Origin of the sequence: Nonomuraea corallina, assembly GCF_027620315.1 — a bacterium.
Lineage (GTDB): Bacteria > Actinomycetota > Actinomycetes > Streptosporangiales > Streptosporangiaceae > Nonomuraea > Nonomuraea corallina.
The window spans coordinates 1-26,594 of the sequence record NZ_JAPNNL010000095.1 but is presented as its reverse complement, the minus strand read 5'-3'; the positions used below and the strand labels follow the sequence as shown (position 1 = coordinate 26,594).

Genomic DNA, 26,594 nt, shown 5'->3' with positions numbered 1-26,594 from the left:
CTTTCAAGGTATTCCAAGTGACGGAAATAACTGCCCGCGAAACCCACGGCTGGGCGCTGGGCGCACACGCAGAGCGGCCGGCATGAGCACGGCAGATTTCCACAGCGCACACCCCGAACCAGCCAAGAACGGTCTCACCAAGATCAGCTGGTCCGCCTCTACGGACAGGGCCGTGTCCATCAGGGTCAGGAGTCACACCTGCGGCTGCGTCCCCACGTCCTACGAGCTGTGCGAGGCGGCGGGCCTGGCCTTCATCCGCCGCACCGTACGCTCGTCCACCGGCACCCACGTCAGCGAGAGCCCCTGGATGCGAAGGGCAGCGGCGGACAAGCTCTGGACAGCCCTGCTGGAGGGGTGGGCGCGGTGAACAAGCATGCTCACCTTCCCAATCGAGGAGCGCGCCATCCGGTCCCGGGACATCTCGACGGCCCTCCGCGAGAAATCCCGCCGATGCTCGCTCCGTCCCCCGCACGAGGCGGCAAGGAGGCAGGCTGGGACCTGTCCGCCGTGCCCGAAACGGTGGCCGCAGCGCGCCGGCTCGTGTGCGAGACCCTCGCAGCGTGGGGCCTGTCCGCTCTGGCCGACGACCTGACCGTGGTCGTGTCGGAGGTCGTCACCAACGCGATCGTGCACGCGAAGTCCGCGGTGACCCTCTCCCTGCACCGGCAGGGCCGAAGCGTCCGGGGCGAGGTGGCCGACCACAGCCCCGTCTGGCCGACTCCGCTACCTGCGGGGCCGGACGAGGAGCACGGACGCGGGCTGGCCATCGTCGCGGCCTACTCCGAGCGATGGGGTGTCGATCCGACGCCGGACGGCAAGATCGTCTGGTTCGTCTGCGAGGGACGGCGGGTTCCATGAATGAGTCGCCGGCGTCAGAGAGGGCTTGTCCCTCGGCGCAACAACCAAGTAGGCGGCAAGCTGTGACCATGCGAGCACCAAGAGCGAAGTTCTTCAATACCGCCGGACCTTGCGACCCCAGGCGCCACTACATGCTGCCGCTCACGCCGCAGCTCCAGCAGGTGCGTGAGCTCATCGAGAAGGACCGCTACTTCGCGCTCCACGCGCCTCGCCAGACCGGCAAGACGACCGCGCTGCACACGTTGGCGTCCGAACTGAACGCCGAGGGCGACACCACCGCCCTGATGTTCTCCTGCGAGACCGCAAGGGCGGCCGGCGACGACCACGCCGCCGCGGAGGAGATTCTGCTGCACAATCTCCGTCGGGCCGCCGACTTGTCGAGACTGCCCGAGGAACTGCTGCCGCCGGATCCCTGGCCCCAAGTCGCGCCGGGCAGCCGGTTCGGTGCGGCGGTGAGCGAATGGTGCCGCCGTAGCCCGCGCCGGGTGGTCCTGATTCTCGACGAGATCGACGCCCTGTTGGGCTCCAGCATGGTCAGCATCCTCAGCCAGCTTCGCGACGGCCACAACGCTCGGCATGAGGGCCGTCCCTTCCCTTCGTCCATGGTGCTGTGCGGACTGCGCGACCTGCCTGACTACAAGGTCACCCCCGCAGGCAACCGCGATTGGTCGAATCCGGCCGGCCCGTTCAGGATCATCACCGAGTCGTTGCGCATGGGCGACTTCACCACCGATCAGATCGCCGAACTGTACGACCAGCACACTCAGGCGACCGGCCAAGCGTTCACCAAAGACGCGGTGGACCGGGTCTTCAACCTGACCCAGGGCCAGCCCTGGCTGGTCAATGCCCTCGCCTACGAGATCACGTTCCAGATGGGGACGAGTGGCGCCATCACCACCGCGCACGTCGATGAGGCCAAGGAGCGGCTGATCCAGGAGCGGCCCATCCACCTGGACGCCCTCAAGACGCGACTCTACGAGCCTCGAGTGGAACAGGTGATCCGCGCGGCCATGGAGGGAACATCGCCGGTCACGGACGCTTCCTTCGACCACGGCCTCTCCTACGTTCGCAATCTGGGTCTCATCCGGGGAACCGGAGCGCCAGAGATCGCCAACCCGATCTACCGAGAGTTCCTGTTGCGGCAGTGGTTCCTGTTCGCCGACCTACTGAACCGGGAACAGTACGGACCTCTCACCGACGAGGAGCTGACCGAGGCCTACTTGAGGATCTTCGGGGCCTCGCACCAGAACGGTGGCAGAATGTGACCATGCCACCACCCCGAGCGAGATATTTCAATACCACCGGTCCCTGCAACCCTCGGCTCCACTACATGCTGCCCCCCGCACCACGGCTCCCTGAGGCACGGGCGCTCATCGAGGTGGACCGCTACTTCGTCTTGCACGCCCCCCGGCAGACCGGAAAGACCACTGTCCTGGACGCTCTGGCCTCCGACCTGACCGCCGAGGGCGACACCGCCGCCCTGATGTTCTCCTGCGAGCGCGCCAAAGCGGCCGGCGACGACGTCGCCTGGGCTGAGTCGCTTCTGCTGGATTCCCTCCGCGAGGCCGCAGATCTGTCGGGCTGGCCGAAGAAGCTGCTACCGCCGCGTTCCTGGCCGAAGGCCACGCCAGGTAGCCGGTTCGGTGCGGCGCTGCGTGAGTGGTGCCGACGCTGCCCGCGCCGGGTGGTGCTGTTCCTCGACGAGATCGACGCCCTGCAGGGTAACAGCCTGGCCAGTATCCTCGGCCAGCTCCGCGACGGGCACAACAGGCGATCGAAGGGCTATCCGTTCCCCTCGTCCGTGGTGCTGTGCGGGCTGCGCGACCTGCGTGACTACAAGGTCGCCTCCGGCGGCGTCCCCGACCGGTTCAACGCGGCCAGCCCGTTCAACATCATCCGCAAATCACTGCGTCTGGGCGACTTCACCACTGACCAGATTGCCGAACTGTACGACCAGCACACCCAGGCCACCGGCCAGGAGTTCACCAAGGAAGCCGTGGACCGCGCCTTCGAGCTCACCCAGGGACAACCCTGGCTGGTCAACGCCCTCGCTGATGAGATCATCACCGAGATGAAGGTGACAGGAACGATCGGCGATCGGCAGGTGGAGGACGCGAAAGAGCGGCTGATCCGGGCGCGCGCCACCCACCTGGACGCCCTGGCGGCACGACTGTACGAGCCCCGGGTCAAGCGGGTGATGGAGCCGATCGTGGCCGGCGGCCCCTACACCGACCGCGGCAACTCCGAGGACCTGTCCTACGCCCGCGATCTGGGCCTGATCACGCAACAACCTCCGCCGCAGGTGGCCAACCCGATCTACCGGGAGGTCATCCTGCGCGTGTTGGGCGACCTGACGGAGCAGAACGTCCACGCCGATCCGCACAGCTTCGTGCTCCCCGACGGCCGGTTCGACCTGCCACGCCTGCTGGAGGAGTTCGTCGTGTTCTGGCGCGAGCACGGCGAAGTCCTCATCCAGCAGGAGGGCTACCACGAGGCCGCGTGCCAGATCATCCTCATGGCCTTCCTGCATCGCCTGGTCAACGGCGGCGGCTACCTCGACCGCGAGTACGCCGCCGGCACCAAACGCCTGGACGTGCTCGTTCGCTGGCCGTACAGCGGACCGGAGGGCGAACGATTGATGCAACGCGAAGCCATGGAACTCAAGGTGTGGCGGCCAGGCGCGGACGACCCAAAGCCCGAGGGCCTGGCCCAGCTCGACCGCTACCTCGACCGGCTAACCCTGAACACCGGCGTCCTGGTCATCTTCGACCGCCGCCCCGAGGCCCCGCCCTGGCAGGAACGCGGCGGCTTCGACCAGGCCACCACCCCGTCCGGCCGCCAGGTCACCGTCCTGCGCGTGTGACGGGTGTCCGAGTTTCAGACTCGAACTGATTTTGCCGCTTGGACGATGTGCTGGTTTCCGGCCCGCAGGATTGGATCACTCCGCCGCAAGCGTCTGTAGTAGACGACCGAAGGCGGTGATATCGGCGCATACGACTACACGAGCGAAATGGATCTTCTCTTTGCCTCCGTTCAGTCTCCTCGGAAAACGGCTCATGTTGTCATGGTGGTACAGGTCAGGGCTGATGCTCAGACCTTGGATGGCCTCGATGGCCTCAAGCGTCTCGACGGGAGTTTCCGGATGGATCTTCACTCTGATCGCACGGCGGAGGCTGCGCTCGCGGTCAAGATAGATCGTCACGGAGCCTGCCGGATGGCTTAATTCGCAGATCTTCACCAGCGGTTTGGCCAGTTCATATCCCCGGTCGGCCGCGACGTTGACGAAGCGCTGCTCGAGCTCTGTCAGGGAGTACCTGTTGAGATTCATTCAACCTCCTTGACCGACAACGATCCGGAATCCGTCCTGGACGATCGCGATCTTCTGAGATACCTGGCTCGGCGAACCGCTCACCCATACCCTAGTGATCCATCACTCGCCTTGGGAGATTCGCGTGCCGCAGCTCGCCTTCGCCAACAGTTTCTGGGAGAGCTTCGATGCTCTGGAGAAGCAGGTCAAGGCGGGCGTGCGCAAGGCCATGAAACGGTTCCAGCAGCTCTCCATCGCCGAGCTGTACGCCGACAAGGGCCTGCACCTGGAGTCGGTGGTGAACGCGCGGGACCCGCGGATGCGGACCATCCGCGTCACCGACTTCTGGCGCGGCGTGGTCCTGGCCCCGGACGACGGGACCGACACGTTCCTGCTGCTGAACGTCGTCCCGCACGACGAGGCCTACGGGTGGGCGGCCAAGCGGCTCTACACCGTCAACGCCGCCACGCACGCCTTGGAGGTGCGCAACGTCGTCGCCATCGAGCAGCTCACCCCGGCTCTGGAGCAGGCGGCGGCCGAGGCGCCGTCACTGCTGTTCGCCGAGCACTCCGACACCGTGCTGCGCGATCTCGGCATCGACGACCAGGTGCTGCGCGCCGTACGGACCGTCATCGACAAACCGCAGCTGAACGCGTTCGCCTCCCTCCTGCCCGAGGACCAGTTCGAGGTGCTGCAGTATCTCGCGGAGGGGTTCTCGCCCCAGGAGGTCTACCAGCAGGTCGTGGCCGAGCGCCGCCCCGTCGGCGCCTCCGCCGACGCGGACCGGAGCCTTGAGCGGGCGATCATCAACACCACCACCCGGATCACCCTGGTCAGCAGCGCGGACGAGTTGACCGACGTGCTCAGCAAGCCGTTCGCCGCCTGGCGGGTCTTCCTGCATCCGTCGCAGCGGCGCATCGCCTACCGCCCGTCCTACAACGGGCCGGCGCAGGTGACAGGCGGCCCGGGGACGGGCAAGACGGTGGTCGCGCTGCACCGGGTCAAGCATTTACTCAGCCGCTCCCCCAGCAGCAGGATCCTACTCACGACGTACACCACCGCGCTCGCGGCGGCGCTGCGGGAGAACCTCACGCTGCTCCTGGATGACGAGGAGCAGCTCGCGCGGGTGGACGTCACCACGGTGAACGCCTACGCCTACCGCATCGTGCGGGCGCTGACCGGCCGCACGCCGAAGATGATCGGGGACGCCGACGAGCGGCAGATCTGGCGGCGCGTGATCAAGCGGCTGGACCTGCCGTGGACCGAGCAGTTCCTGCACCAGGAGTACCGGCATGTCGTCCTCGCGCAGCGGATCACCTCGCGGACCGAATATCTTCAGGCGCCCAGGCGCGGCCGGGGCAAGGCGATCGGGCCGCGGCAGCGGGAGCAGGTCTGGGACGCGGTCGAGGCGTTCACGGCGGAGCTCCGCGGCGGCGGTGTCAGCACCCACCTGCAGCTCTGCGTTGAGGCGACCCGCCTGCTCGGCGGCTCCGACCTGCGGCGACACGGCTTCGACCATGTCATCGTGGACGAGGCGCAGGACCTGCACCCGGCGCAGTGGCGGGTGCTGCGCGCGGCCGTCCTCGACGGCTCGGACGATCTCTTCATCACCGGTGACCCGCACCAGCGGATCTACGACTCCAAGGTCTCGCTCGGCTCGCTCGGCATCTCCGTGGCCGGGCGGAGCGGCCGGCTGCGCATCAACTACCGCAGCACGGCGGAGATCCTGACCTGGTCGACCGGCCTGCTCGACGGGTCGCTCGTCGAGGACCTGGGCGGGCAGGGCAACGAGGGCCTGTCCGGCTACCGGTCCCTGCTGCACGGCAAGCGCCCGCGCACCGCCGGTTTCCCCAGTGAGCAGGCAGAGGTCACGGCGGTCGTCGAGCGGGTGCGGGAGTGGCTCGGGCAGGGGGTGCGGCCGAGCGAGATCGCCGTCTGCACGCGCTTCAACATCCTGCTGAACAAGGTCCACGACCGGCTGGTGGCCGAGGGCATCCCGGCGGTCAAGGTCAAGGACCAGCCGGCGGCGAACGCCGAGGGGATTCGCCTGGCCACCATGCATGCCATGAAAGGGCTGGAGTTCCGCTGCGTGGCCGTGGTGGGGGTGACCGCCGGCGCGGTGCCGTTCGCGAAGGAGATCACGCCGGCCGAGGTGGACCGGCTCCAGCACGAGAGCGACATGCTGCGGGAGCGCTGCGTGCTCTTCGTCGCCTGCACGCGGGCGTGCGAGGCACTCTACGTGTCGTGGAGCGGCGCGCCCAGCCCGTTCGTCCCACCATCTCGAATGTAGAACACGTGTGCTAGTAGCCTGGTTACCTTGCCTAGCAGAAGGCTATGATGAAAACTGCGTCAACAGAGTCGCGCTTAGGTCGGGAGACCTGAGCGGACTGGTTCCGGGAAGGGCTTGATATTCATGGGCGAGCGCCCTGTCATGGTGACACTCGCCGAGATCGCGCGCATCGCCGGGGTCGGACGGGCCGCCGTCAGCAATTGGCGAAGACGGCACCACACCTTCCCCTCCCCCGTCAGCGGTACGGACACCAGCCCGCAGTTCTCCCTGGACCAGATCGAGGAATGGCTCCGCCGGCACGACAAGCTCGGGTCGTCCACCGGTTCACTCGAACGCCTCTGGCCGTCTTTCGAGGCTCTGGGCGATCGTGACCGGATGGGCCGGGTCATCGCCGAGTTCGGCGCCCGGCTGCGAGACGCGCCCCATCACGAGCTCGATCCCAGTGAAGAGCAGCTGGTCGATCAGGCTCTCGAGCTCTCCGTACGTCAAGGCGGCGGCGAGACTTTCCAATACCTTCTCGACCGGTGGCTCGGCACGCACATACGCCAGATCACCACCACGCCGGCCCCGCTCGCCTCGTTCATGGCGGAAGTGGCGGCCCGGTCCAGGCCAGGGACGATCGGCATGCTGCTCGATCCCGCCTGTGGTGCCGGCGGACTGCTCCTGGCCGGCGCGGAACACTGGAAGGGCGCATGCCGGCTTGCCGGATACGAACGAGACCCCGTGCTCGCCATGCTGGCGGGATCCAGGTTGTCGCTGCTGGCCGGGACGCCCGAGATCGACATCAGGACGACCGACACGTTGCGTGGCGAATCGCCGGCCGCCATCGCCGACGTGGTCCTCTGCAATCCGCCGACCAATGACCGCGACTGGGGGCATGCGGAGCTGGCGACCGACCGGCGATGGCTGTTCGGCCTGCCGCCACGGACCGAGTCCGAACTCGCCTGGGTGCAGCACATCGTCTCCGCGCTGGGCGATGACGGCGTCGCCGTCGTGCTGCTGCCGCCCGCCGTGGCCTCACGTCGCGCGGGTCGTCGCATCAGGGCGGCGATGCTGCGTGCGGGGGCGCTCAGAGCCGTCATCGCCCTGCCTCCGGGTGCTGCTCCGCCCTTCGGGGTCGGCCTGCACCTGTGGATCCTGCGCCCACCGGCCCAGCGCCGGACCGCTCCTTCGGTTCTCATGGTGGACGCGGCCGACTGCCGGGCCACCTTGTCAGCCGCCCGCGCTCAGGCTGTCGACTGGGACGCCGTCCGAGATCGGGTGTTCGGCGCGATGGCAGGTGAGGCGCGGGAGAGCAGCATCGAGATACCGGTCATAGATCTGCTGGGCGAGGAGACCGATCTGACTCCCGCCCGGCATGCGCCCACCAGCCTGTCGGTATCGGTCGTCAATCATCGCCGTGCCTGGCGGGAGTTCGACTCGAACTTGCAGGAAGCCCAGGACCTGGGGAAGAGCCTGCGCGATCTCGAAGTGGTGCGGGAAGTGGCGGACACCCACGCCGTCTCCGTCGCCGACCTGGAGCAAGCCGGCGCGCTTGCCCTGGCACCAGGGCAGGCGATCCCGGATGAGTACCTACGGCGGGGTGAGCGGCCCGATGACGGGGTTCCGGTGCTCACCGTCACGGATCTGCGGGAAGGGCAGCCGCCCCCGTTCTGGATATCCGCTGAGGACGTCGAGCAGCTCGAACGGGACAAGGGCATCACCGTGACCTCTTCCCACGACGTGGTGGTGGTCGTTCCGTCGGGCGAGTTCAGCGCGTGGGTGGACGTTTCCGCACCCACGGTTCTGGGGCCGCACATCCATCGGCTCCGGCCCGACACCGAGCGTCTCGACCCATGGTTCCTGGCCGCCTGCCTGCGCGCGCACTTCAACGCGCGGCAGGCCGGCACACACGCCACCACCACATCGCGAGTGGATCCGCGGCGTCTCCTGGTGCCGCGTCTCCCCATCGATGAGCAGCGCCGATACGGCGACATCCATCGTCGGCTGGTGCGTTTCGAACGGGCCGTCGCGGAGGTGGGCCATGTGGGAGCGACGCTGAGCCGGACGCTCACCGAACTTCTGGCGGCCGGGCGGCTCCGAGAGAGCTGAGCATCGTCTCGACCTCATCGCGATGACCCCATTCAGCGAGCTCCGCGGCGAACTCGCGACATCGCCCATACACCTTGAGGGGCGAGCGGGGCAGGCCGCGAAGCTCGATGACCACCGCCTTCCACAGGGTGAAGGCAGCCTCGGTGTCGTCCTTCTCGGGCACCAGGCATTCGGCGACGCCGAGACGGGATTCCAGGAGAAGGTCCACGTCCTTCGCCTCGAGTGGGGTCCGCTCCACGGTGCGGTACAGCCTGCCGGCTCCGGGCCAGTCCCCTTCGAGCCGGGCACGATCCGCGCGGACCAGCTGAGCCCGTACGACGAGGCGCTCACGCGGACCCCATGCCGCTTCCACCTCCCTCAGCCGCGCCACCACCCGCTCCGTGTGCATGCCGGGCTGCTGCGCCAGCACTTCGCGCTCGGCGGCGTCGAGCAGGTCTCCGAACTCGCGGCGGCTCGGCATCTGCCTGCGCCTCACAGATGGGCGCTGCCGCTGTACGGGCGCCGGCGCTGCGGGCACGGGCGGTGATTCGCGGCCTTCCCTGAACGGCAGAGTGGGATCCGGGTGCAACCGGGGCGAGGGGGCGGGGTCCCCGAGCCGGGGAAGATAGCGGCGCAGCACCTCAAGCCCGTCGGCCAGGCTCGGCCTGCCGGCGGCCTCCTTCTGCAACAGCCTCCAGGTCAGGTCGGCCAGGTCGGCGCCCACGGGGTGTCGCGCGGGGTCAAGACGCGGCGGAGGATCACTTCGGTGCTGGTCCTCGATGCTGCGGTCGCGAAGCTCGCTGAACACCTGCTTCGCGGTGACGAACTCGTACAGCATGCAGCCGAAGCCGTAGAGGTCGGCCGCGGGGGTCGGGTTCTTCACACCGCGGATGATCTCTGGCGCCATGTAGCCGGTGCTGCCGGGAGTGTGGCCGTGGCGGGTGTAGCGGGTGGCCTGCGGGTCGGTGGGCAGGGCGATGCCGAAGTCGATGATGTGGACACTGCCGTTGTCCGCGAGCACCACGTTCTGCGGCTTCAGATCGCGGTGCACGACACCGCCCTTGTGAATCCTGTCGAGGATCTCCAGGATCTGCACACCGATCGCGGCGGCCGCGACCATCGGCGGCGGCTGATGGAGGGAGAGGAAGTCCCGCAGGTTCTTCCCCGAGATCAGCTCCATTACCACGCACGGGCCCCCACGGAAGAAGCCGTAGTCAAGCAGTCGCGGGATGCCGGGGCCCGCGAACTTGTCCAGGAGATCCCGCTCTCGCTCGAAGCGCTTGAACGCCTCACTGCGGATGACTCGCTCATCGACGTCGTACGGAGAGGACCAGTAGTCGCGACCGAGTGCCTTGACCGCGACCGTCTCCCCCGAGTGCAAGTCCTCGGCCAGCCAGACACGCGCCATGCCGCCCGTCTTCAGGCAGGCGCCGATTCGGAACCTCTCGAAGAGCACGTCTCCCGGCCGCATGGCGTCCTCCCCCTGCATGGTGTTCACGCCCACATGTTACCAAGACAGAACACTTACTGTCGCTTGACTAAGTTCACAGACTACGGTTCTCTGTAGTCGTGAGCACTCTCCCGATGCCTTCCGGCCTCAGCGGCCGATCCGACGTGGTGAGGATCGGCCTGCCTTTGCTGCGCTCGGCAGCGGACGCCTGCGCCTGGGGAAGGGCCCTCCGGGCCCGCCCGCTCCTGACGCAGACCCCCGAACGCTCCCGCAGGAAGCCCATCCAGGACTTCTTCTTCACACCGGTGCAGAGCATGCTCGACGCGATCGAGCACCGTGGCAGCAGCGTGCAGGCCGCACTGGCGGACGACCGGCACACCCGTAACTGTCACCCCGTGCACCGCGCGTGGGCACTCGAAGCCGTGCCGACCTACCTCGCCGCTCGGGCACGGCACCAGGCCGCCGGATACCCGGTCACATTCCCTGTGACCACCGAGTGGGTGGGACTGAGCCGGCTGCGCAAGCCGGACACGAGAGGCGTTGTGCAGTACGAGCGCACCGCCTGGTGCCGAAGGTACGCCACCCCGGACGGCTCAGTGCGGGAAATCTGGATTCCGTCCATTGGCTCGGCCAAGGAGAACCGGTCGGAGGCGGAGATCGCGGCCGCCGCCGCGATCGCGGCGACCGGAGTACCGGCTCGCGGGTCCTTCGGCGAGCCTTACCGGAGTGTCGAGCCCGATGCGGTCAAGCCGCAGCAGGTCCGCGTCATCGGCGTCGGCCTCGCCGACGGCAAGCCCCTCGTCCTGGCGGACTGGGATGCCGAAGAGGCGGTACGCCAGTTCGAGGAACATGCCAAGAAGCGGTACGGCGCCGTCCTCGACGGGCGGGCACTGCGCCCGGGATCGGACTGCACCACCTGTGAAGGACTACTCGGCTGCGCAGCTCTTCCCGTAGTTCCAGGGCTCCTGGGTGTACCCGCCCTTCGCCGTCCTCGCAAGCGGCGTAGCGTCTCCATCAGCGACCTGCGCGCCTACAACTCCTGCCCCGCGCGCTTCCATCTGACCCGGGCCCTGTTCATCAAGGACGGCCGGATCGAGAACGAGGCGATCCGCCGCGGTCGCGCCGTCGATGCGTGGCTGAACGACCGGCACGGCCAAGATGCCCGGACTCCTTGCCGGAACGTTCCACCTCCTACCGAGCTGCCGGGCCTGACGGAGGAGGAACTGAGCCCCGCTGTCCGCATGATCGAAGAACATCGCACCTTCTGCCCGCTTGACGGGCTGCTGGAGAGCGAGCTTGTCCGTCCCCAGTGGCGTCTGGCCGCCTACGACCCGGTCGTGGATGCGGTCGTCATCGCCGACCCCGACCTGCTCTACACCGAATCAGGCGGCTGGGTATGGCGTGAGACGAAGACCGCGTCGCGACGTACGTGGGAAGGCCGTTCCCTGCTCAGGGAATTTCCGCAGCTCGCGCTGGCCGTCCTGCTGATGGCTGCCGGCGTTCCCGGCGGTGATCCCCGCCGGTCGCGGATCGAGCTGGAGATCCTCCGGGAGAACGGGTCGGTCTGCGAGGAGATCGACCCGTTCGACCAAGCTACCCACAACGAGGCGCGCGAGATCGTCGCCGGCCTCGCCGCCGGATGGGCGAGCGACGAGACCTACTCCCCCGCCCCCGGCGACCACTGCGCCGATTGCGAAGTCCGCCGCTGGTGCACCGCTTCAGGAGAAGCCCGATGACCACCGACACGCTGCCTGACGCCGCCGCGCACCAAGGCATTCCACTGGTCCGTACGCTGGCCGGCGCCATGCTCGCGCTCGACGCGCAGACCGGGCTTGACGCGTTCACCCTGCCCTACCCGCCGGAGGCCCAGCGAGCGCTGGACCGCACGGTCCTCGCCTGTCTGCTCAGGGAGGCCACGCCACCGGCGAGCCTCACCGAGCTCGTGTCCTGGTGCAAGGAGGTGGCCCTCGCGGACTGGCCGGTGGACCTGCCCGCGGACGCGATCGGTCCTGAGGACCGGCTGCTCGACGCGGACTCTGGGCGACCCACCGAGCTCTGCCACGAATGGGCCGAGTGCACCCGCGACAGCGCGCTGGCCTTCCGCGACCGCGAGATCATCCACACCGCACTGCGCCTGTGCCGGGCGTTCGGCGAGGAGGAGGCCTACACGGCCTTCCGCGGGCTGCTCGTCAACCGCCCCGTCCTGACCGCGCCGGAGAGCTTCGAGGTCCTCAACGACCTGGTCCTGGAGCCGGTGCACGAATTGATCCGGCGCATCTACCTCCCGGTTCCCGACAGCTATCGGTACGACGGTGAATACGTCTGCTGCGGGCGCTGCCTGACCCTGCTCACCCCCGTCCACGACGGGGAGTGGTGGTGCGAGCGCGACCACTGCCGCCGCCAGGGACCGGCCCCCCTCGGTACGCGGCTGCGTCCAGCGGAGATGGGAGAGGTGCACCAGGTCGAGCGGCCGGTGCGGCAGTTCGTCACCGGGCCTGGACGTGCCGAGACGGCTTTGGAGGAGGAGCTGAAGGCGTTGGGGTTGGCGGTCCGGATGTGGCCGGGCTATGACGCTTACGACCTGCTCGTCACCTTTCCCGACGGTCACCGCTGGGCGGTCGATGTGAAGGACTGGGCGAACCCGCTCTTCCTCGGCCGTTCGGCCCGCCCGGTGCCGCAGGAGCCGCCGTACGACGAGGCGTTCTGGGTCGTACCCCACCACCGGGTCGCGACCAGGCGCGACTACATCTCCGTGTACGAGCGGAACCGCCCCTCCCAGGCCCGCCACCTGCCGCTCCTCACCGACACAGACCTGATCGGAAGGGCCAGGGCACGGGTCCGGGTCCGCAAGCAGAAGGGGGACAGCCGTGCGTGATCGCGAAAGCTGGCACCGACCGGTCAGTCGCGAACTCGGCCAGGTCTGGAGCGGCCTGACCGTAGCGCTGCAAGGCATGAAACCGGCCCATCTCTGTCAGGTCGAGCTGGCCCTGCGGCTCCTGCAGCGGCTGGCCCCGGGAGAGCCCGCCGAAGGCGTGTACACGCTGCTCGGCGGCTACCCCTTCGCCCGCGCGGCCGGGCTGGCCCGCACCGCTGAGCACGACACGATGCTCGTCGCCGCCCGGCACCTCCTCTGGACGCTGCGCCGACGCCGCGCCTGGCACCAGGCCCTGGACCTGTACCGCCAGGTGCCCGCGCGGTTGCGTGCCTACGACCTCCCGGAGGACGGCGGCCCCGCTCTTCAGCTGACCCCGACGATCGCGTTCGACCGCGTCACGGTCTACGACGACGCGCTGGCCAAGCTGCCGCAACACGCACGCAAGCCGCTTCCCCTCGCTCCCGCGGGGCGAAACGGGTTCATGGACCGCCGCCGTCCCACGTCCGTCACCATCCCCGAGGCATTGATCTTCGATCCCGTCCCCGGTCACGACCTGGCGCGAGGACGTCCGGGCGGAGGCGTCCCACTCACGATCAAGCGCTCCGAGCTGCTGGCCACGGCGGTCTGGATGGACGAGCGGGAACGGGAGCTGGGCGTGGAGCGGCCAGGGAACTGGGAGGAGCGCATCAACGAGCTGCGGTTCGCGCCTCGCGATGCCGATGGCCGGGACTTCAGCGAACGGGACGACATCCACCTCGACGGGCTCATGCATCTGGCCGGCATGGTCGGCGCGGGCAAGAGCACGCTGATGACGCTCGTCGCGGTCTGGGCCGCACAGCGGGACCTGCGCGTCACCCTCGTCGTCGGCGACGTCGCCGAGCAGCTGCGGCTCTGCGAGCTGCTGAACGATCTGGAGCTGCCCGCCGTGCCGGTGCTGGGACCCACCACGCGGGAGACCCATGTGCAGCGGCTGCATCGCCGGCTCGCCTCGCGCGGCCTGGACAACCTGCTCGACCACGACGCGGCGGGCTTCGACGACCTCAGCACGACGTGCGTGATCGATGCGCTGCGGGGCACGGAGGCCATCCAGCCGCTGCGGTACGCCGACGCGCCCTGCACCGCGCTCCACCCGGAGCGGCGAAAGGCTCAGCACACGTCCGACATCGTCCTGCCTGAGCCGTACCAGCCGGGCGAGGCCGCGCAACAGCAACCGGCCGACGAACTGCGGGGCAGCCGGCGCGGTTGCCCCGTGTGGGCGAGATGCCCGCGTCACCGGGCGGCGCGCAACCTCGTCGGAGGGCTGATCTGGGTCGCCAACCCGGCGAGCCTCGTGCAGAGCGCCGTCCCGCAGCACCTGAACGAGGAGCGGCTGCGCCATCTCGAACTCGCCTGCCTGCTCAGCGACATCGTCATCGTCGACGAGGCCGACTCGGTCCAGATGAAGCTGGACGAGATCTTCGCCCCCTCGGCGACACTCGTCCGCCCGGATCCCGACTCCTGGCTCGACCAGTTGCACACCCACAAGATCGAGGAGCTCTCGCGGCGCGGCCGGCTGCCCCTCACGGACCAGGACGTCGAGCGGTGGAACTCGGCGCTGACCGTCGTCACCGCCGCCACCGACCGGCTCTACCGGCTGCTCATCTCCGGTGAGGATCTGCGCGACTGGGCGGAGATCGAGTACTTCAGCCCGTGGACCCTGCAGGAGAAGCTGCTCGGGGACTGGTTCGACGAACAGCACCCGGGCCCCGAAGGAGTGCGTGACGAGCGGCAGCTGTACGAGCCCTACGACGACGATTCGCCCGATGCCGACGACAGCCGGATCTTCTTGGACTCTCTCCGTTCAGAGCTCACGAAACTCCTGGACGCCTTCCGCGACGATCCGCTGGGCGACTCCGGCCCGTACGACACGAGCACCGACGACCTGATCGAAACCACGCGCGACCTCCTGCACACGCTCAACACGGCCCGCACCCGTGCCCGTGTCAAGGCTCTGCTCGACAAGCTGATCGAGGGCACACCCGCCCTCGCGCGGGACGACGCCTGGCGCGACCTGACCTGCCGACGGCTCGAGTTCCTGCTCGTGCTGTCGGCTCTCCATCAGCGCCTGGAACGTCTGACGTTCCTCTGGCCCCAGGTCGAGGCCGCTCTCCGGTTGGACACCACCGGCAACGAGCTGGCCAGGCGGCCGCCGCTCGACTACGCGCCGCTCATCCCGGAGGCCCCGATGGGCAACGTCCTCGGCTTCCAGTACCTCCCGGACGAGCGGGAACGCGACGAGGACGGCAACCACAGCGGCACGCTGCGCTTCTTCCGGTGCGCGGGCGTGGGCAGGGAGCTGCTTCTCTCCCTCCACGAGCTGGGCGCGGACCCGGGCCAGGGACGCCCGGGACCGCATGTGGTGCTCATGTCCGGCACCAGTTGGGCCGGCGCGTCGACCCGCGCCCACGTCCTGGCCCCGGTGGCCGCCGTGCTCATGCCGTCGGAAGGCTCGCTCGACGCGGTGGGGAAGTCGCGTTTCGCCACGCGCTTCCTCTATGACGCCGACGGAACGCCCATGAGCCTGTCCGGTACCGACCCCAGGGTCCGGCCGGCGGCCGCCAGGGCGCTCGCCATGCGCCTCGGCAGCCCTGGGCGGGGTGGCAGTGCGAGCCCGTTGGAGGAGGAGCTGGCCCTCATCGGAGACGACAACCGGCGCCGGGCGATCCTGCTCGTCGGCAGCTACAAGGAGGCGAACGCCGTCGCCGACACGCTGCACGGGCTGGACCGCTGGCGAGGCAAAGTGCGGGTACTGGCCGCCGACGACGCCGACCTCGACCAGTCCGTACGCGGCACGGACCCGGCGGTCGCGGAGCACGCCACCACGTTGCGACGGGGCGACCTCGCCATGTTCGCCGACGACCACGACGCCGAACTGCTGGTGGCTCCCCTGCTGGCTGTCGAGCGCGGGCACAACATCCTCAACACCGATCGCAACGCGGCCTTCGGCACCGCCCTGTTCCTGGCCCGGCCGCATCCCCGTCCCGACGACCTGGCGCTGGCGATCTTCGCGGTGAACGACTGGGTCTGCCGCTTCGTCCGCGACCAGCGGCGGCCCGACAACCGCACGGGTCCGGCCACGTTCGGCGAGCTCGTCGCCAAGGCCGCCGGGCTCGACCGGGCCGGGCTCGACCGGGCCGGGCTCGACTTCCGCCACGAGGCGCGGCAGGAATGGCGTCGCCTGCTGTCCCGGCGCTACGTCTACTCCCGGCTGTCGCCCTGGGAGAGACGGGCTTTCGCCTGGGACCAGCTGGTCACCATCTGGCAGGTGATCGGCCGGCTCGTGCGGGGCGGGGTGCCGGCCCGGGTCGTCTTCGTCGACGCCAGTTTCGCCCCGAGGACGGCCCGCGCGCTATCTCCCGGCGCCACGGGCCCCGTCCCCCTCGACGACGGACTCCTCGCAGCCCTCCGCTCCATCCTCACCCCGTACTTCGACGCCGGAGCCGATCCTGCGGCATTTCCGGACCCGGCGGATCCGGCCATCGCCCGGCTGCTCTACCAACCGCTGTACAACGCCCTGTCCGACCTCGAACACCACCGTTGAGGACACCGTGCCCGTCAATTACGACTCCATCCGCGCCGCCTCGTGGCAACCCGTCTCGCCGGAGGCCACCGTGGTGAGCCGCTACCGCGCGCTGCGCTTCCCCGAGACCTGGCGCGAGGCGATACTGGCGCTCTGCAACCTGGGCCGTCCCGAAGGGGCCGAGCCCTACCGCACGGGGCCCACTCACCGCTTCGAGCAGGTGATCCAGGCCTTCGCCCCCGACCTCCTGGTGTTGCCCCGTCCGTCGGAGCACTGGCTGTACGTGCCCAAGGAGGTCGCAGACCCGCTGCCTGCCCCTGTCCTCCGTGCGCTGCTGGACCGCTGGCTCGGCGACCTTCGACCGGAGGCGGAGCACCGCGCCTTCCTCAAGGACGTCCGCGCCGAGCTGGCGGCGTCCCCGCCCGTCTGGGAACCGGTCGAAGCCGAGTTGCTCCACTGCCCCACGACCCCGGTCGGCGGCACGGCCGCGCCGCTCGCGCACCAGTTCCCGCTCAGCACCGACTGGCTGGCGAGGCGCGTCCTGGCGCTCGGTCCGTACGAGCACGCCGCCGGTCGGCTCCACTTTCGCGCCGTGCCCCGCGGCCCCCGCGACAAGGGCGCCGAACTGGTCTCTCAGCCGCTTCCGGCACCTTCGGGCACGCGTACCTGGTGGTATTCGGTCGTTCTTAACATCACCCTGCACACCGTGCCCTTCGACCCTCTCCCCCGTTTTCACCTGCACTTCGGCATCCGCCGCTGGGCGACGTGGGTCAGTTCGACGACCGGCAAGGTCCACCTGCCGCACCGGCGCAGGACGACGGTGCTGTTGCGGCCACGAGTGCCGTACCTGCCTGGCGCCCCGCTCAGTGAGCGGTATGCGCTGGCGAAGGTGGAACGCCGCTGGGACAAGGAGCGAGAAGAGTGGGCCACCGGCTGGGTGAACGGCGGTCCTGCCGGCATCCTGCGCGGGATCTCGCTGGCCGAGCCTTTCCCGGGCGTGGACGACATCCTCGCTGATCCGGAGGGGTGGCTGAACCAGGGACTGCGCGCGGGCATCGTGTACAGCACGGCCATGGGCGGCCACCAGGTCAAGGCAGGCCTGATGTCGCATCAGCGTTCCGAGCTCACTGAGTGGGCTGGGCAAGCCCTCCCGCCTGAAGTGCGGGCGACCTCCGCATTGGTCCGCACGCGACGAGTGCGGTCTGCCAAGCCCCTCAATGCTCCTCCCAACGTGAAGAAGGAGAACAAACCTCAAGAAGACGCCCGCAGGGCGGAGGAACGGCGGGTAGGCGCAGCCTTCGCGATGTCCTCGCTGACCTCGGAGACCGATGCGGGAACACTTCCCACACTGGAGGCACGGCTTCTCTGGCAGACCCGGGAACTGCGCGAGGCCGCTGTCGCAGGACTCGTCGAACACCTCGGGTTGAAGGGAGAGGGCGGCAGCTTCACCGAGACGCAGTACGAGGCCGCACGCCCCGGCGCCCCGGTGATCCTTGAGTGGCAGTCCGCCGAGCTCACCGTACGGCTGCGCTGTGTCAAGCTGACGGCCGGCCTCGGAGAAGGGCTCGCCCTGGCGCCGAGGGGAAAGCTCCGGACCTCCTCGGCGATCGGCGCGGCCATCCGCGACCGGCGGACCAGCGCCCGCTCCTGGCTGGCCGACGACATCACGGCCACGGCACCGACGCTGGCGCTGGTGGAACTCGACCGCAGGGCCGACTTCGAGACCGGCGACCACGACCCCAAGTTCGCGCTCAGGCTCGGCTTCGCGGACGCCGGCGCGGTCACCCAGTTCGTGTCGGTGCCCAAGAAGGCCGGACGATACGACTCGGTGAAGAACCTCGATCACCGCGTCTCGATGGCCTGGGACGACGGCCTGCGACAGCTCGGCATCCGTGTGCACCCCGAGCACGGCCTTGGCAAGACACTTCCCGTCGGCCTGCGGTACGCCGCGGTCTGGCTGGTCAGGAAGAATCGCACGGCACGCAATCGATGGGCGGCGTATGTCCCGATCGCCGTGCTCGTGACGCCGCAACGATCGGGCAGCGGCGTCGCCGGTGTCCAGGGTTGGGACCCCGAGGCGAATGCGTGGATCCCGTACCCCGCGTTGCTGCTGAAGCTGACGCGGCTCGCGGAGGTCGCCGTGCCCGGCGCCAAGAACAGCGCGCCCGGCAGCTACTACCGAGCCATGGTCGAGCAGCGGCGTGACACGGAGGAGTGGCTGCAGAAGATGCTGCGCTCCCTGCGCGGCGCTCCGACACTGCTGCTCGCCCACGGGCAGAACGCCCGTTCGCACTGGACGTGGCTTCAGGACGGCCACGTGGAACCGGACCGTATCCGCGACGGCCACGCATCGGCTCGGCGACTGCACCCGGACCTGCGACTCGTCCGCGTGCGAACCGCGCAGGGCCGGGAGACACCTCAGTGGTGGGGCATCAACCCGAAGGAGGAGGCGAATGGACTGCCGTCCCACCTGTGGGTGCCGCAGGGCGACGGGACAGGCCGCGTCTTCTACAGCACCACCCCCAAGCCCGTCCAGTTCCAGGCTTCGGCCATCAAGGCCGACAAATTGGCCCCGCGGCGCGCCGGTGAGGACGACACCAGGATCGACACCCACATCCCCGGCTGGAATCCCGGGCTGGTGGAGATCGCCGTCCTCGGATGCCATCAGGATGACGGTGACGATCCGGAATCGCTGGCGCTCGCCGTGCACCAGCTGCGTCAACCGCCGGACTACCCGCAGGCTCTCGCTCTACCCCTTCCGTTGCACCTGGCCGAGCTCGGCCAGGAGTACGTCCTGCCGACACTCGCCGAGGAGGACGAGGACAACGCTGCCGAGGAGCTGTATCCCATAGACGCCGTCGTGGAATAAGCCTCCCCTGCGGGACTCTTCACAGCGCCGCGTCCCACAGAGAATCGGCAAGCGTCAGTCACCCCTCCTGCTCGTCCAATGCGATCACCGTCGCCATGAACCAGTCGAGCGCCGCGACGACGACGTCGAACACGGCGACGTTCGCCAACTGGGTGTTCTTGATGGAGGGATACAGCTCCAGTTTGGCTATAGGGATGTCCACGCCCGGTGCGTCATTGAGGCGATGTCGGAGCTCCTCACGCAGCGCCGGATCATCGAATGGCCTGCGTTTGCGCAGCACCCCGTAGGGGATCTCGGCCGTCTTGGCGTAGAAGCGGATGACGTACATGGTCTGTCCGCCGACTTTGATGATCGGTGCGCAGGAGGCGTTCGCGGACGTGCCGTACTGGACTTCGCCGCCTCGCGAGCACCAGTGCTCCAGCAGCCGCTGTACCGCGCCTGCCGCCTGCGGGCCGCTCGCCTCATTGAGCTGGCGCAGGAAGCGTTCTTCCAGCGATGTCAGCGCCTGTGGCGACAGGGACTTATTCCCTGCGGTCTCTGTCTCGGCCAGGTCCGCGGCGATGGGCAGGCCGAGGAGTTCGGCGATCTCACGGGCGGTGATGTGCTGGTCCGCCGAGGCGCGTCCCGCATCGTCGAAGACGATGCCTTCCGCGCGCAACACCTCGTGAACGTCCCGGTCGTCGTCAGGATCAGTCCAGCGGAAACTCCCGGAGACCTGCCCGGATCTGCTGAGGACCCGGTGTGCGTTGAGCACGGGAACGGTCGCGAGATGGACGCCGACGGGCACCGGATGCGAGCCGATCAGCTCGGCGACATCCGAGTACGAGGTCCAGGTGGCGGCGGGCAGCGCCGCCACAGCGCTGTGCAACAGTGTCCAGTCGCGGGAGGCCGCGCTCCCGCGGCCAGATTCCTCCGGCCCCGGCCAGATGGCGATCGAGTGATCGGCGAGCCGGTCGGCGCGGGCCAGGATTTCGGCCTTGCCCCAGCGCTCACAGGCGGCGATCTGCTGGTTCATGACCAGGCCGCTCTGCCTCAGCTGCCGGCGCTTGGCGGCGAAGGAGTTGTTGCTCAGCTCCGCGTTGTAGCCACTGAGCGTCAGATTGCCCAGCGTATGCACGAGCTGCCGATGCAGGAGATCGGCGTCTTCTCCCTCGTGAGAGAGCTCGCTCAGCCAATCGGCGGTCACGGACTGCGGCAGGACGTGCTCGATCGTGATGCGCTTGTCGGCCAGGTCCACCCGCTCCTTGCTGCCCAGCGACTCCTCTATGCGCCGCAGGATGAGCTTCTGCTGCACCGTACGCCCTTGCCAGTAGAAGGCGCGGCTGCGGATCTCCTCCCGCAGCTGCTCATCCGACGGCCAGTACAGCCTGGCCGGCGACAGCGCGGCTCGTACCGCCTGCGGAACCTCCTCCTCGGCGACCAGTTGTACGGCGAGCCGTTGGAAAATACGGTTGAGGTTGCCTGTGGTCACCCCCGCGATCAGGCGGCGCACGAGGAAGCTCTCGACGTACGCGAGCGCCTCGCCCACCTCCTTATCGTCGATGTGGTGGTCCTCCCGCAATTCGAGCAGGCGCATCACCAGCGGGTATACCGTGGACGCCTGCCACTCCTTGAGGAAGCGCAGTTGCCCGGCGAACGGCAGATCCTCGGACGGGAAAAGGATCTGCCGGAGGTGCCGCGCGCGACGGTGCAGGTCCTGGACGTACGCCTCGACCCGCCTCTCATCGCCGGACAGTGTCAGCAGCAGCTGCTGATGCCCCCGGTAGACGGCGTTGTACTGGGCCTCGCCGCCCTCCCGCAGGACCAGCACCAGGTACATCAGTTGTTCCATGGCCTTGGCGTCCAGCTGGTCCTGGATCGGCTTCCAGTATTCGTCGTACACGTGCTGACCACGGGTGGGCAGGCACATGAAGACGTAGTTGCGGATGAGGTCAACCTGACTGAGCCGCATGCCCGTGTTGTTGATCGACTCGAAGATGCGGAACGCGTTGTCGTCCTTCTCCACCAGGATCTGCACCAGATTGAGCCGGTCCAGCAGCACCGACTCCACACGCGCGATGTCATGCGGGTCGGCCGGGTCGTCGAACTCCTTCAGCATTCTGCGGAAGAACTGATAGGCGTTGCCGATCAGGCTGTCGGACCCGCCGTCCGAAGTGCCGTCCACGCACGCCTTGAACGCGGCCCGGTCGCCCTGCGTGGGCAGGAGCCGGTAGCGCAGTTCGCCTTGCTGGAATTTGTTGATCAGGTGGAGCTCGTTGATCCGCTCGCGAGCGCTGGGCTCTTCGGCGACCAAGTGATCTCTGATGGCGCAGAGGGCGAGCATCAGGGTGGTGAGACGCTGCTGACCGTCCACGACGATCCACTGGGAGCGGCTTGGCGCCAGCTCCGGGCCGGGGGCGAGGACGACCGATCCCATGAAGTGGCTAGGGGCATCCTGCCGGTGCTCGGCCAGCACGTCGACCTGGGCTGTGAGATCGGCCCATAGCTGAGTGAGCTGTGGACGTTCCCACGTGTATTTACGCTGGTAGAGAGGGACCAGCAATTGTTGGTCGCCCTGAATGAGCTTGCGGAGAGTGGTTTCGTTCGCTTTCATGCCGTCCGTTCATGGCGCGAGCAAGCTGTATCTTCACAGGCACAGTAAGTTACGACAGCCCGCTCGACAGCCGCAAGGCCCGTACCGACGGTGATGGCAGACCGCTTCTGACCGAAGCCGTCCGATAGATCATCGACGTCTTTCATGCCAAGCTCAGGACCGACGGCATAACCGCGGCCAGTCGGGCACCTTGTGAGCCACCATCATGGCCTTCGGCGCGGGCGTTCCCTGAAGGCTCTCCAGCGCCGCGGGGATGAAACGCGCCGGCCGTCGCGCGTCGTACGTCTTCGGGCAGGAACCCCGGGTCGCCGGCCACCTCACCCGCCGCGACGGCGCCGGCGAAGAGGCCGACGACCGGGCCGAGGAGCCGGGCGACGTACTGGCCGGAGAGGGGCGGCCCTGGTCTCGTCGGACACGTGGTCCAGCCGCCACGTGGACGCACTGCTCGAACGAGACGGGTGCGCGTGGCCGGCCGAGGCCCTGAGTCACCGCGTCGGACCCTTCGATGCTCACCTTCCCGGTCGTGGGAGTGCGCAGCGTCGCACCACTCGTCCTGGCCCCTGCTGCCGCCTGCCGGATCGTGGGATGATCTAGCTCGTGATGGGTTCCTCAGGCACGGGCCGCCGCCTCCGGCGCTCCGGCGTCTCCACGGCGTACGACACCTCCCCGCTCGCCCTGGCGCTGGTCGCCTGATGAGGGAGCTGGCCGCTGTCGGACAGCTGGAGAGGCCGCTCCCGCGGGACGGCGAGCTGGTCGACGCGCTCGACCCCATCACCCGGCGCGCGGTCGAGGGCTGGCTCGCCGACCGGCCGTCCACCGCCCGGCGGCGGACCTGCCTGCGGGTGCTGACCTCGTGGCTGCGCTGGCTGTACGCGACCGAACCCGACCTCGAACCACTCGCCGCCTCCACGGCCCACCTGGACGCCTACTGCTACGCCGCCCTCACCACCGGCGCCGGAGGCGGCAGGCCCCTGGCCCCGGCGACCGTCGCCGGCAGGCGCGCCACGCTGGCCTCCTTCTACGCGTACGCCGCCCGATGCGGCGCTGTCCAGGCCCAGCGCCTCGCCAACAGCACCTCCCGGCTCACCCCGGGGGAACGGCGCCTGCTGCGGCGGGGCATCGCGCGGCTGGCCGGCGACGGGCGGCGCACCGAGGCCCTGGCCGTCGCGCTGCTGGAGGCCACCGGCGCGACCCCGGACGCGCTGGCCGCGCTGGTCACCCGCGACGTCCACGTCCTGCCCGGCGCCGACCCCCTCGTCGTGGTCGTCCTGCGCGAGGAGGGGGACGGCCGGGTGGCGTACCCGGTCCCGGAGCGGGTCCGCCCGCTGCTCGGGGCGGAGTGCGCCGGGCGGAACGGGGACGAGCCGCTGGTCAGGCGGCCCGACGGCGCGCTGGTGGACACCGGCTGGGTCACGGCCGCGCTCACCGAGGCCGCCCGGGCGGGCGGACTGCCCCGGCAGCGGGCCGAACTCCTGCACCCGCACCTGCTGCGAGCGGCCGAGCCGTGTCGCCGACGCGACTGACAGAGCGCGACCCGCCGGTCTCGGCGGGCTGCTTCGGCTCCGAGGAGGAGGTAGCGGGATGAACGAAAGGCCTTGGACGGCTCTCTATCCGCAGGCGGTCTCCCAGGCGGAACCCACCGGCCACGCCTCGCTCGTCGAGGCCTGGCGGGCGCGGGTGCGGCGGCAGCCGGACGCCCGCGCGATCGCGTACTTCGACGCCGCCCTGACCGTCAGGGAGGTCGACGAGGCCACCGACGCCCTCGCCGCGGCGTACCGCTCGCTCGGCACCCGGCGCGGTGACCGCGTGGGGATCTACCTGCAGAACATCCCTCAGTTCGCGCTGTCGTTCCTCGCGCTGTGGAAGCTCGGGGCGACCGCGCTGGTGCTCAACCCGATGTATCGCCGGCAGGAGCTGCGGCGGCTGATCGACGACTCCGGCGCGGTCGGGATCGTGTGCTCCGACGCAGACGTACGGGAGGTCGCCGAGACGCTGTCCGGCAGTTCGGCGCGCTGGACGGTGAGCACCTCTCCGGCGGCCTTCCAGAGCCGCGACGACCCCCGGGTGTTCAGCGGGACCGAACGGAGGGCTCCTGCAGCGGGCGGGGACCTGGAGGAACTGATCGAGGCCTTCCGCGGCGCCGCCGTCGAGCCGCCGGAGCTGGGACCTGACGACGTCGCGCTCCTGACCTACACCTCCGGCACGACCGGGCCGCCGAAGGGCGCGATGAACACGCACGGCAACGTGCTCTCCGTCACCGGTACCTTCGCCTCGTGGATCGGCCTGCGGCCCGGCGACGCCGTGTACGCCATGGCGCCGCTGTTCCACATCACCGGGTCGGTCATCAACGCGACCATCGCGATGCTGCACGACGCCGTGCTCGTCCTGGCCGGCCGGTTCCACCCCGAGGTGGCGATCGAGACCTTCGTCGAGCACGGCGTGACGTTCACCGTGGGGTCGATCACCGCGTTCAACGCGATCCACCAGCTGCCGCACGCGTCGCGGCGGCATTTCGCGTCGATGAGGTCGGTCTACAGCGGCGGCGCGCCGATCCCGCCGTCGACGATCGACCGCTTCCAGGAGCGGTTCGGCGTCTACATCCACAACGTCTACGGGATGACCGAGACGTCCTCGGCGGTGATCGCCGTGCCGCTGGGCACGCAGGCGCCGGTGGACGAGGACAGCGGGACCCTGTCGATCGGCGTGCCGCTGCCAGGGCTGGACGCGCGGGTGGTGAACTCCTCGGACCTGCCGGTCGGACCCGGCGAGCAGGGCGAACTGGTGCTGCGCGGGCCGCAGGTGGTGCCCGGCTACTGGCGGCAGCCGGAGGCGACCGCGTCGACGATGCCCGGAGGATGGCTGCACACCGGCGACGGGGCGATCATGGACGCGGCGGGCTGGGTCTACCTGGTGGACCGGCTCAAGGATCAGATCAACACCTCCGGCTACAAGGTGTGGCCGCGCGAGGTCGAGGACGCGCTCTACACCCACCCGGCGGTGCACGAGGTGGCGGTCGTGGGGCAGCCGGACGACTACCGGGGAGAGGTCGTCGTGGCGTACGTGTCGTTCAAGGCCGGTGAGTCGGCCGGGGAGGACGAGCTGATCGCCTTCGTCCGCGAACGGCTGGCGGCCTACAAGTGCCCGCGCGCGATCCACGTCGTCACCGACCTGCCCAAGACGCAGACGGGAAAGATCCGGCGCAACGTCCTGCGGGACCACGGGGCCGCGGGAGCGGACCAGTGACCGGGCCGAGCGGCCACTGGTCGCCGGGGGCTCCGCCTGAGCCGGGCGGCCGATCGGTCCGGCCCGGTCAACCGGTCCGCAGCAGCGCGAGCGCGTAGTCGGCGTACCGCCGCGCCACCTGCCGCGCCGACAGCGGGCCGCCGGGGCGGAACCACGACGGCAGCGCGGTGCACATCGTCGCGACGGCCCGGGTCGCGGTCCGGACGTCCACCGGCTTCCCGCCGTCCGCGGCCACCGCCCGCTCCGCCTGCTCGTCGAGGAGGTGCTGCACCTCGTCGCGCAGCGCGGCGATCCGGACGCGTTCCTCCGGCGCGAGACTGCGCATCTCGCTCGCGCCGAGGAAGGCGAGATCGCCGCGGAGCGCGTGGAACAGCGCGAGCGCTTCGACCATCCGCGCGAACCGCCCCAGCTCGCCCTCCTCCGCGTCCCGCGCGGCCAGCAGCCGCCACCGGATGTCGGCCATGGTCAGGTCGAGCAGCCGTACCAGCATGTCCTGTTTGCTCGCGTGGTGGTGGTAGACGCCTGCCACGCTCAGCCCGGCCTCGGCGGCGACCTCGCGCATCGTGGCGGCGTGGTAGCCACGCGCCACGAAGATCCGCAGCGCCGCGGCCAGCACCGGCCCGAGCTCCAGCGCTCCGAAAAGACGCCAGTCGCCTCCCCCGGCGCCGGCGACCGTAGCGGAAGCCGGGGCGGGCACGCCGGCCAGAGTCGGCGCGGAAGCCGAGGCGGGCGCGGGCGCTGGAGCGGGGGCTGGCGTGCCGGCATCGGTCAGCAGGCGGGTCGGGGGGACCTCCAGAACCTGTGCCACCTCGATCAGCCGGTCGACCGTCAGCGGGGTGCGTCCGGTCTCGATGGCGCTCATCGTCGCCGGGCTGACGCCGACGCGGCCCGCCAGGGCGCGCAGGCTCAGCCCGCGCGCGAGCCGCGCCGCCCGTACGGCAGCGCCCGGAGTATGTTCAGCCATACCGAACAGACTACGTGACCACAGGTGGCGAACTGGTCCTTTCCCGGAGATGCCCCCGCTAGGATGCTGAACGGTCGTTCGGTACCATACGGTCATGAGCAGCATCGACCCCGCCGAGCTGATCGCTCTGGACCGGCTCGCGCCCGCCCTGGTCAAGGCCACCGAGGACGACCGCTGGCGCGGCTGCGCCGCGGAGCTCGTCGTCGGCGGGAAGAGCAATCTGACCTTCATCCTGCGCAGCGACGCGGGCGAGCTCGTCCTGCGCCGGCCGCCGACGGGCGAGCTCCTGCCGAGCGCCCACGACATGGCCCGCGAGGCCAGGGTCCAGCGCGGGCTGGCCGGGACGGCGGTTCCGGTGCCCCGCGTCGTGCTGGCCGACCAGGGCGACCTGATCGGCGTGCCGTTCTACGTGATGGAGAAGGTGCCCGGCCACGTCGTCCGCGACCGGCTGCCCGATGGCTGGGCGCGGACGCCCGGGGAGCGGCGGGCGATGGCGTTCGCCCTCGCCGACACGAT

General features: G+C 69.4%; 17 protein-coding genes. 13 read left to right on the top strand and 4 right to left on the bottom strand.

Translation table 11 applies throughout. The features are described from left to right. Positions 1 to 82 precede the first annotated feature (82 nt). The 4 genes from OUY22_RS22335 (at position 83) to OUY22_RS22320 (ending at position 3,721) form a co-directional block, all read left to right on the top strand. Positions 83 to 367 (top strand): hypothetical protein, encoded by a 285-nt coding sequence (locus OUY22_RS22335; protein WP_270157038.1) that lies wholly within the window; start codon positions 83 to 85, stop codon positions 365 to 367. Between the two features lie 83 nt (positions 368 to 450). Further along, complete coding sequence (locus tag OUY22_RS22330; RefSeq protein ID WP_270157037.1) at positions 451 to 858, top strand: ATP-binding protein; 408 nt, start codon at positions 451 to 453, stop codon at positions 856 to 858. A 131-nt stretch (positions 859 to 989) separates the two neighbouring features. Beyond that, complete coding sequence (locus tag OUY22_RS22325; protein WP_270157036.1) at positions 990 to 2,123, top strand: ATP-binding protein; 1,134 nt, start codon at positions 990 to 992, stop codon at positions 2,121 to 2,123. A gap of 65 nt (positions 2,124 to 2,188) precedes the next feature. Continuing rightward, positions 2,189 to 3,721, top strand: a complete 1,533-nt coding sequence (locus OUY22_RS22320; protein ID WP_270157035.1) for an ATP-binding protein — start codon at positions 2,189 to 2,191, stop codon at positions 3,719 to 3,721. A gap of 75 nt (positions 3,722 to 3,796) precedes the next feature. Here OUY22_RS22320 and OUY22_RS22315 read toward each other — a convergent pair whose 3' ends face one another. Beyond that, complete coding sequence (locus tag OUY22_RS22315) at positions 3,797 to 4,186, bottom strand: hypothetical protein (protein WP_270157034.1); 390 nt, start codon at positions 4,184 to 4,186, stop codon at positions 3,797 to 3,799. A 124-nt stretch (positions 4,187 to 4,310) separates the two neighbouring features. On the opposite strand from OUY22_RS22315, the gene OUY22_RS22310 reads away from it, so the two are divergent. Together OUY22_RS22310 and OUY22_RS22305 are read left to right on the top strand one after the other, a co-directional pair. Further along, complete coding sequence (locus tag OUY22_RS22310; protein ID WP_270157033.1) at positions 4,311 to 6,455, top strand: UvrD-helicase domain-containing protein; 2,145 nt, start codon at positions 4,311 to 4,313, stop codon at positions 6,453 to 6,455. Between the two features lie 141 nt (positions 6,456 to 6,596). Further along, positions 6,597 to 8,546, top strand: coding sequence for an N-6 DNA methylase (locus tag OUY22_RS22305; protein WP_270157032.1), 1,950 nt, complete (start codon positions 6,597 to 6,599; stop codon positions 8,544 to 8,546). Here the strand turns inward: OUY22_RS22305 and OUY22_RS22300 are convergent. After that, on the bottom strand, positions 8,506 to 10,014 hold the full coding sequence (locus OUY22_RS22300; RefSeq protein ID WP_270157039.1) for a serine/threonine-protein kinase: 1,509 nt from the start codon (positions 10,012 to 10,014) through the stop codon (positions 8,506 to 8,508). The two genes, OUY22_RS22305 and OUY22_RS22300, sit on opposite strands and share 41 nt — an antisense overlap. An 80-nt stretch (positions 10,015 to 10,094) precedes the next feature. Here OUY22_RS22300 and OUY22_RS22295 point away from each other — a divergent pair, with 80 nt between their 5' ends. The 4 genes from OUY22_RS22295 to OUY22_RS22280 are packed head-to-tail and all read left to right on the top strand — an operon-like array spanning position 10,095 to position 19,278. Further along, the gene (locus OUY22_RS22295; protein WP_270157031.1) at positions 10,095 to 11,711 is read left to right on the top strand and encodes a PD-(D/E)XK nuclease family protein; all 1,617 of its coding nucleotides are present in this window, start codon (positions 10,095 to 10,097) and stop codon (positions 11,709 to 11,711) included. Beyond that, the gene (locus OUY22_RS22290; RefSeq protein ID WP_270157030.1) at positions 11,708 to 12,850 is read left to right on the top strand and encodes a pPIWI_RE_Y domain-containing protein; all 1,143 of its coding nucleotides are present in this window, start codon (positions 11,708 to 11,710) and stop codon (positions 12,848 to 12,850) included. Before OUY22_RS22295 ends, OUY22_RS22290 begins: the two co-directional genes overlap by 4 nt. Then, the gene (locus tag OUY22_RS22285) at positions 12,843 to 16,430 is read left to right on the top strand and encodes a pPIWI_RE_Z domain-containing protein (protein WP_270157028.1); all 3,588 of its coding nucleotides are present in this window, start codon (positions 12,843 to 12,845) and stop codon (positions 16,428 to 16,430) included. Before OUY22_RS22290 ends, OUY22_RS22285 begins: the two co-directional genes overlap by 8 nt. Before the next feature lie 7 nt (positions 16,431 to 16,437). Next, a complete protein-coding gene (locus OUY22_RS22280) occupies positions 16,438 to 19,278 on the top strand; it encodes a pPIWI_RE module domain-containing protein (RefSeq protein WP_270157027.1) in 2,841 nt (946 codons plus the stop codon). Positions 19,279 to 19,336: 58 nt separating this feature from the next. On the opposite strand, the gene OUY22_RS22275 is transcribed toward OUY22_RS22280, so the two are convergent. Then, the gene (locus OUY22_RS22275; RefSeq protein ID WP_270157026.1) at positions 19,337 to 21,871 is read right to left on the bottom strand and encodes a DUF262 domain-containing protein; all 2,535 of its coding nucleotides are present in this window, start codon (positions 21,869 to 21,871) and stop codon (positions 19,337 to 19,339) included. Between the two features lie 692 nt (positions 21,872 to 22,563). On the opposite strand from OUY22_RS22275, the gene OUY22_RS22270 reads away from it, so the two are divergent. Further along, positions 22,564 to 23,394 (top strand): hypothetical protein, encoded by an 831-nt coding sequence (locus OUY22_RS22270; RefSeq protein ID WP_270157024.1) that lies wholly within the window; start codon positions 22,564 to 22,566, stop codon positions 23,392 to 23,394. Between the two features lie 58 nt (positions 23,395 to 23,452). Beyond that, positions 23,453 to 25,114 carry a class I adenylate-forming enzyme family protein gene (locus tag OUY22_RS22265; RefSeq protein WP_270157023.1) on the top strand — a complete coding sequence of 554 codons (1,662 nt, stop codon included), beginning with the start codon at positions 23,453 to 23,455 and terminating at the stop codon, positions 25,112 to 25,114. 67 nt (positions 25,115 to 25,181) lie between these two features. Here OUY22_RS22265 and OUY22_RS22260 read toward each other — a convergent pair whose 3' ends face one another. Then, positions 25,182 to 26,078 carry a TetR family transcriptional regulator gene (locus OUY22_RS22260; protein ID WP_270157022.1) on the bottom strand — a complete coding sequence of 299 codons (897 nt, stop codon included), beginning with the start codon at positions 26,076 to 26,078 and terminating at the stop codon, positions 25,182 to 25,184. Between the two features lie 94 nt (positions 26,079 to 26,172). Between OUY22_RS22260 and OUY22_RS22255 the strand changes: the two genes are divergently transcribed. Then, on the top strand, positions 26,173 to 26,594 hold a 422-nt coding region (locus OUY22_RS22255; protein WP_270157021.1), incomplete at its 3' end, for a phosphotransferase.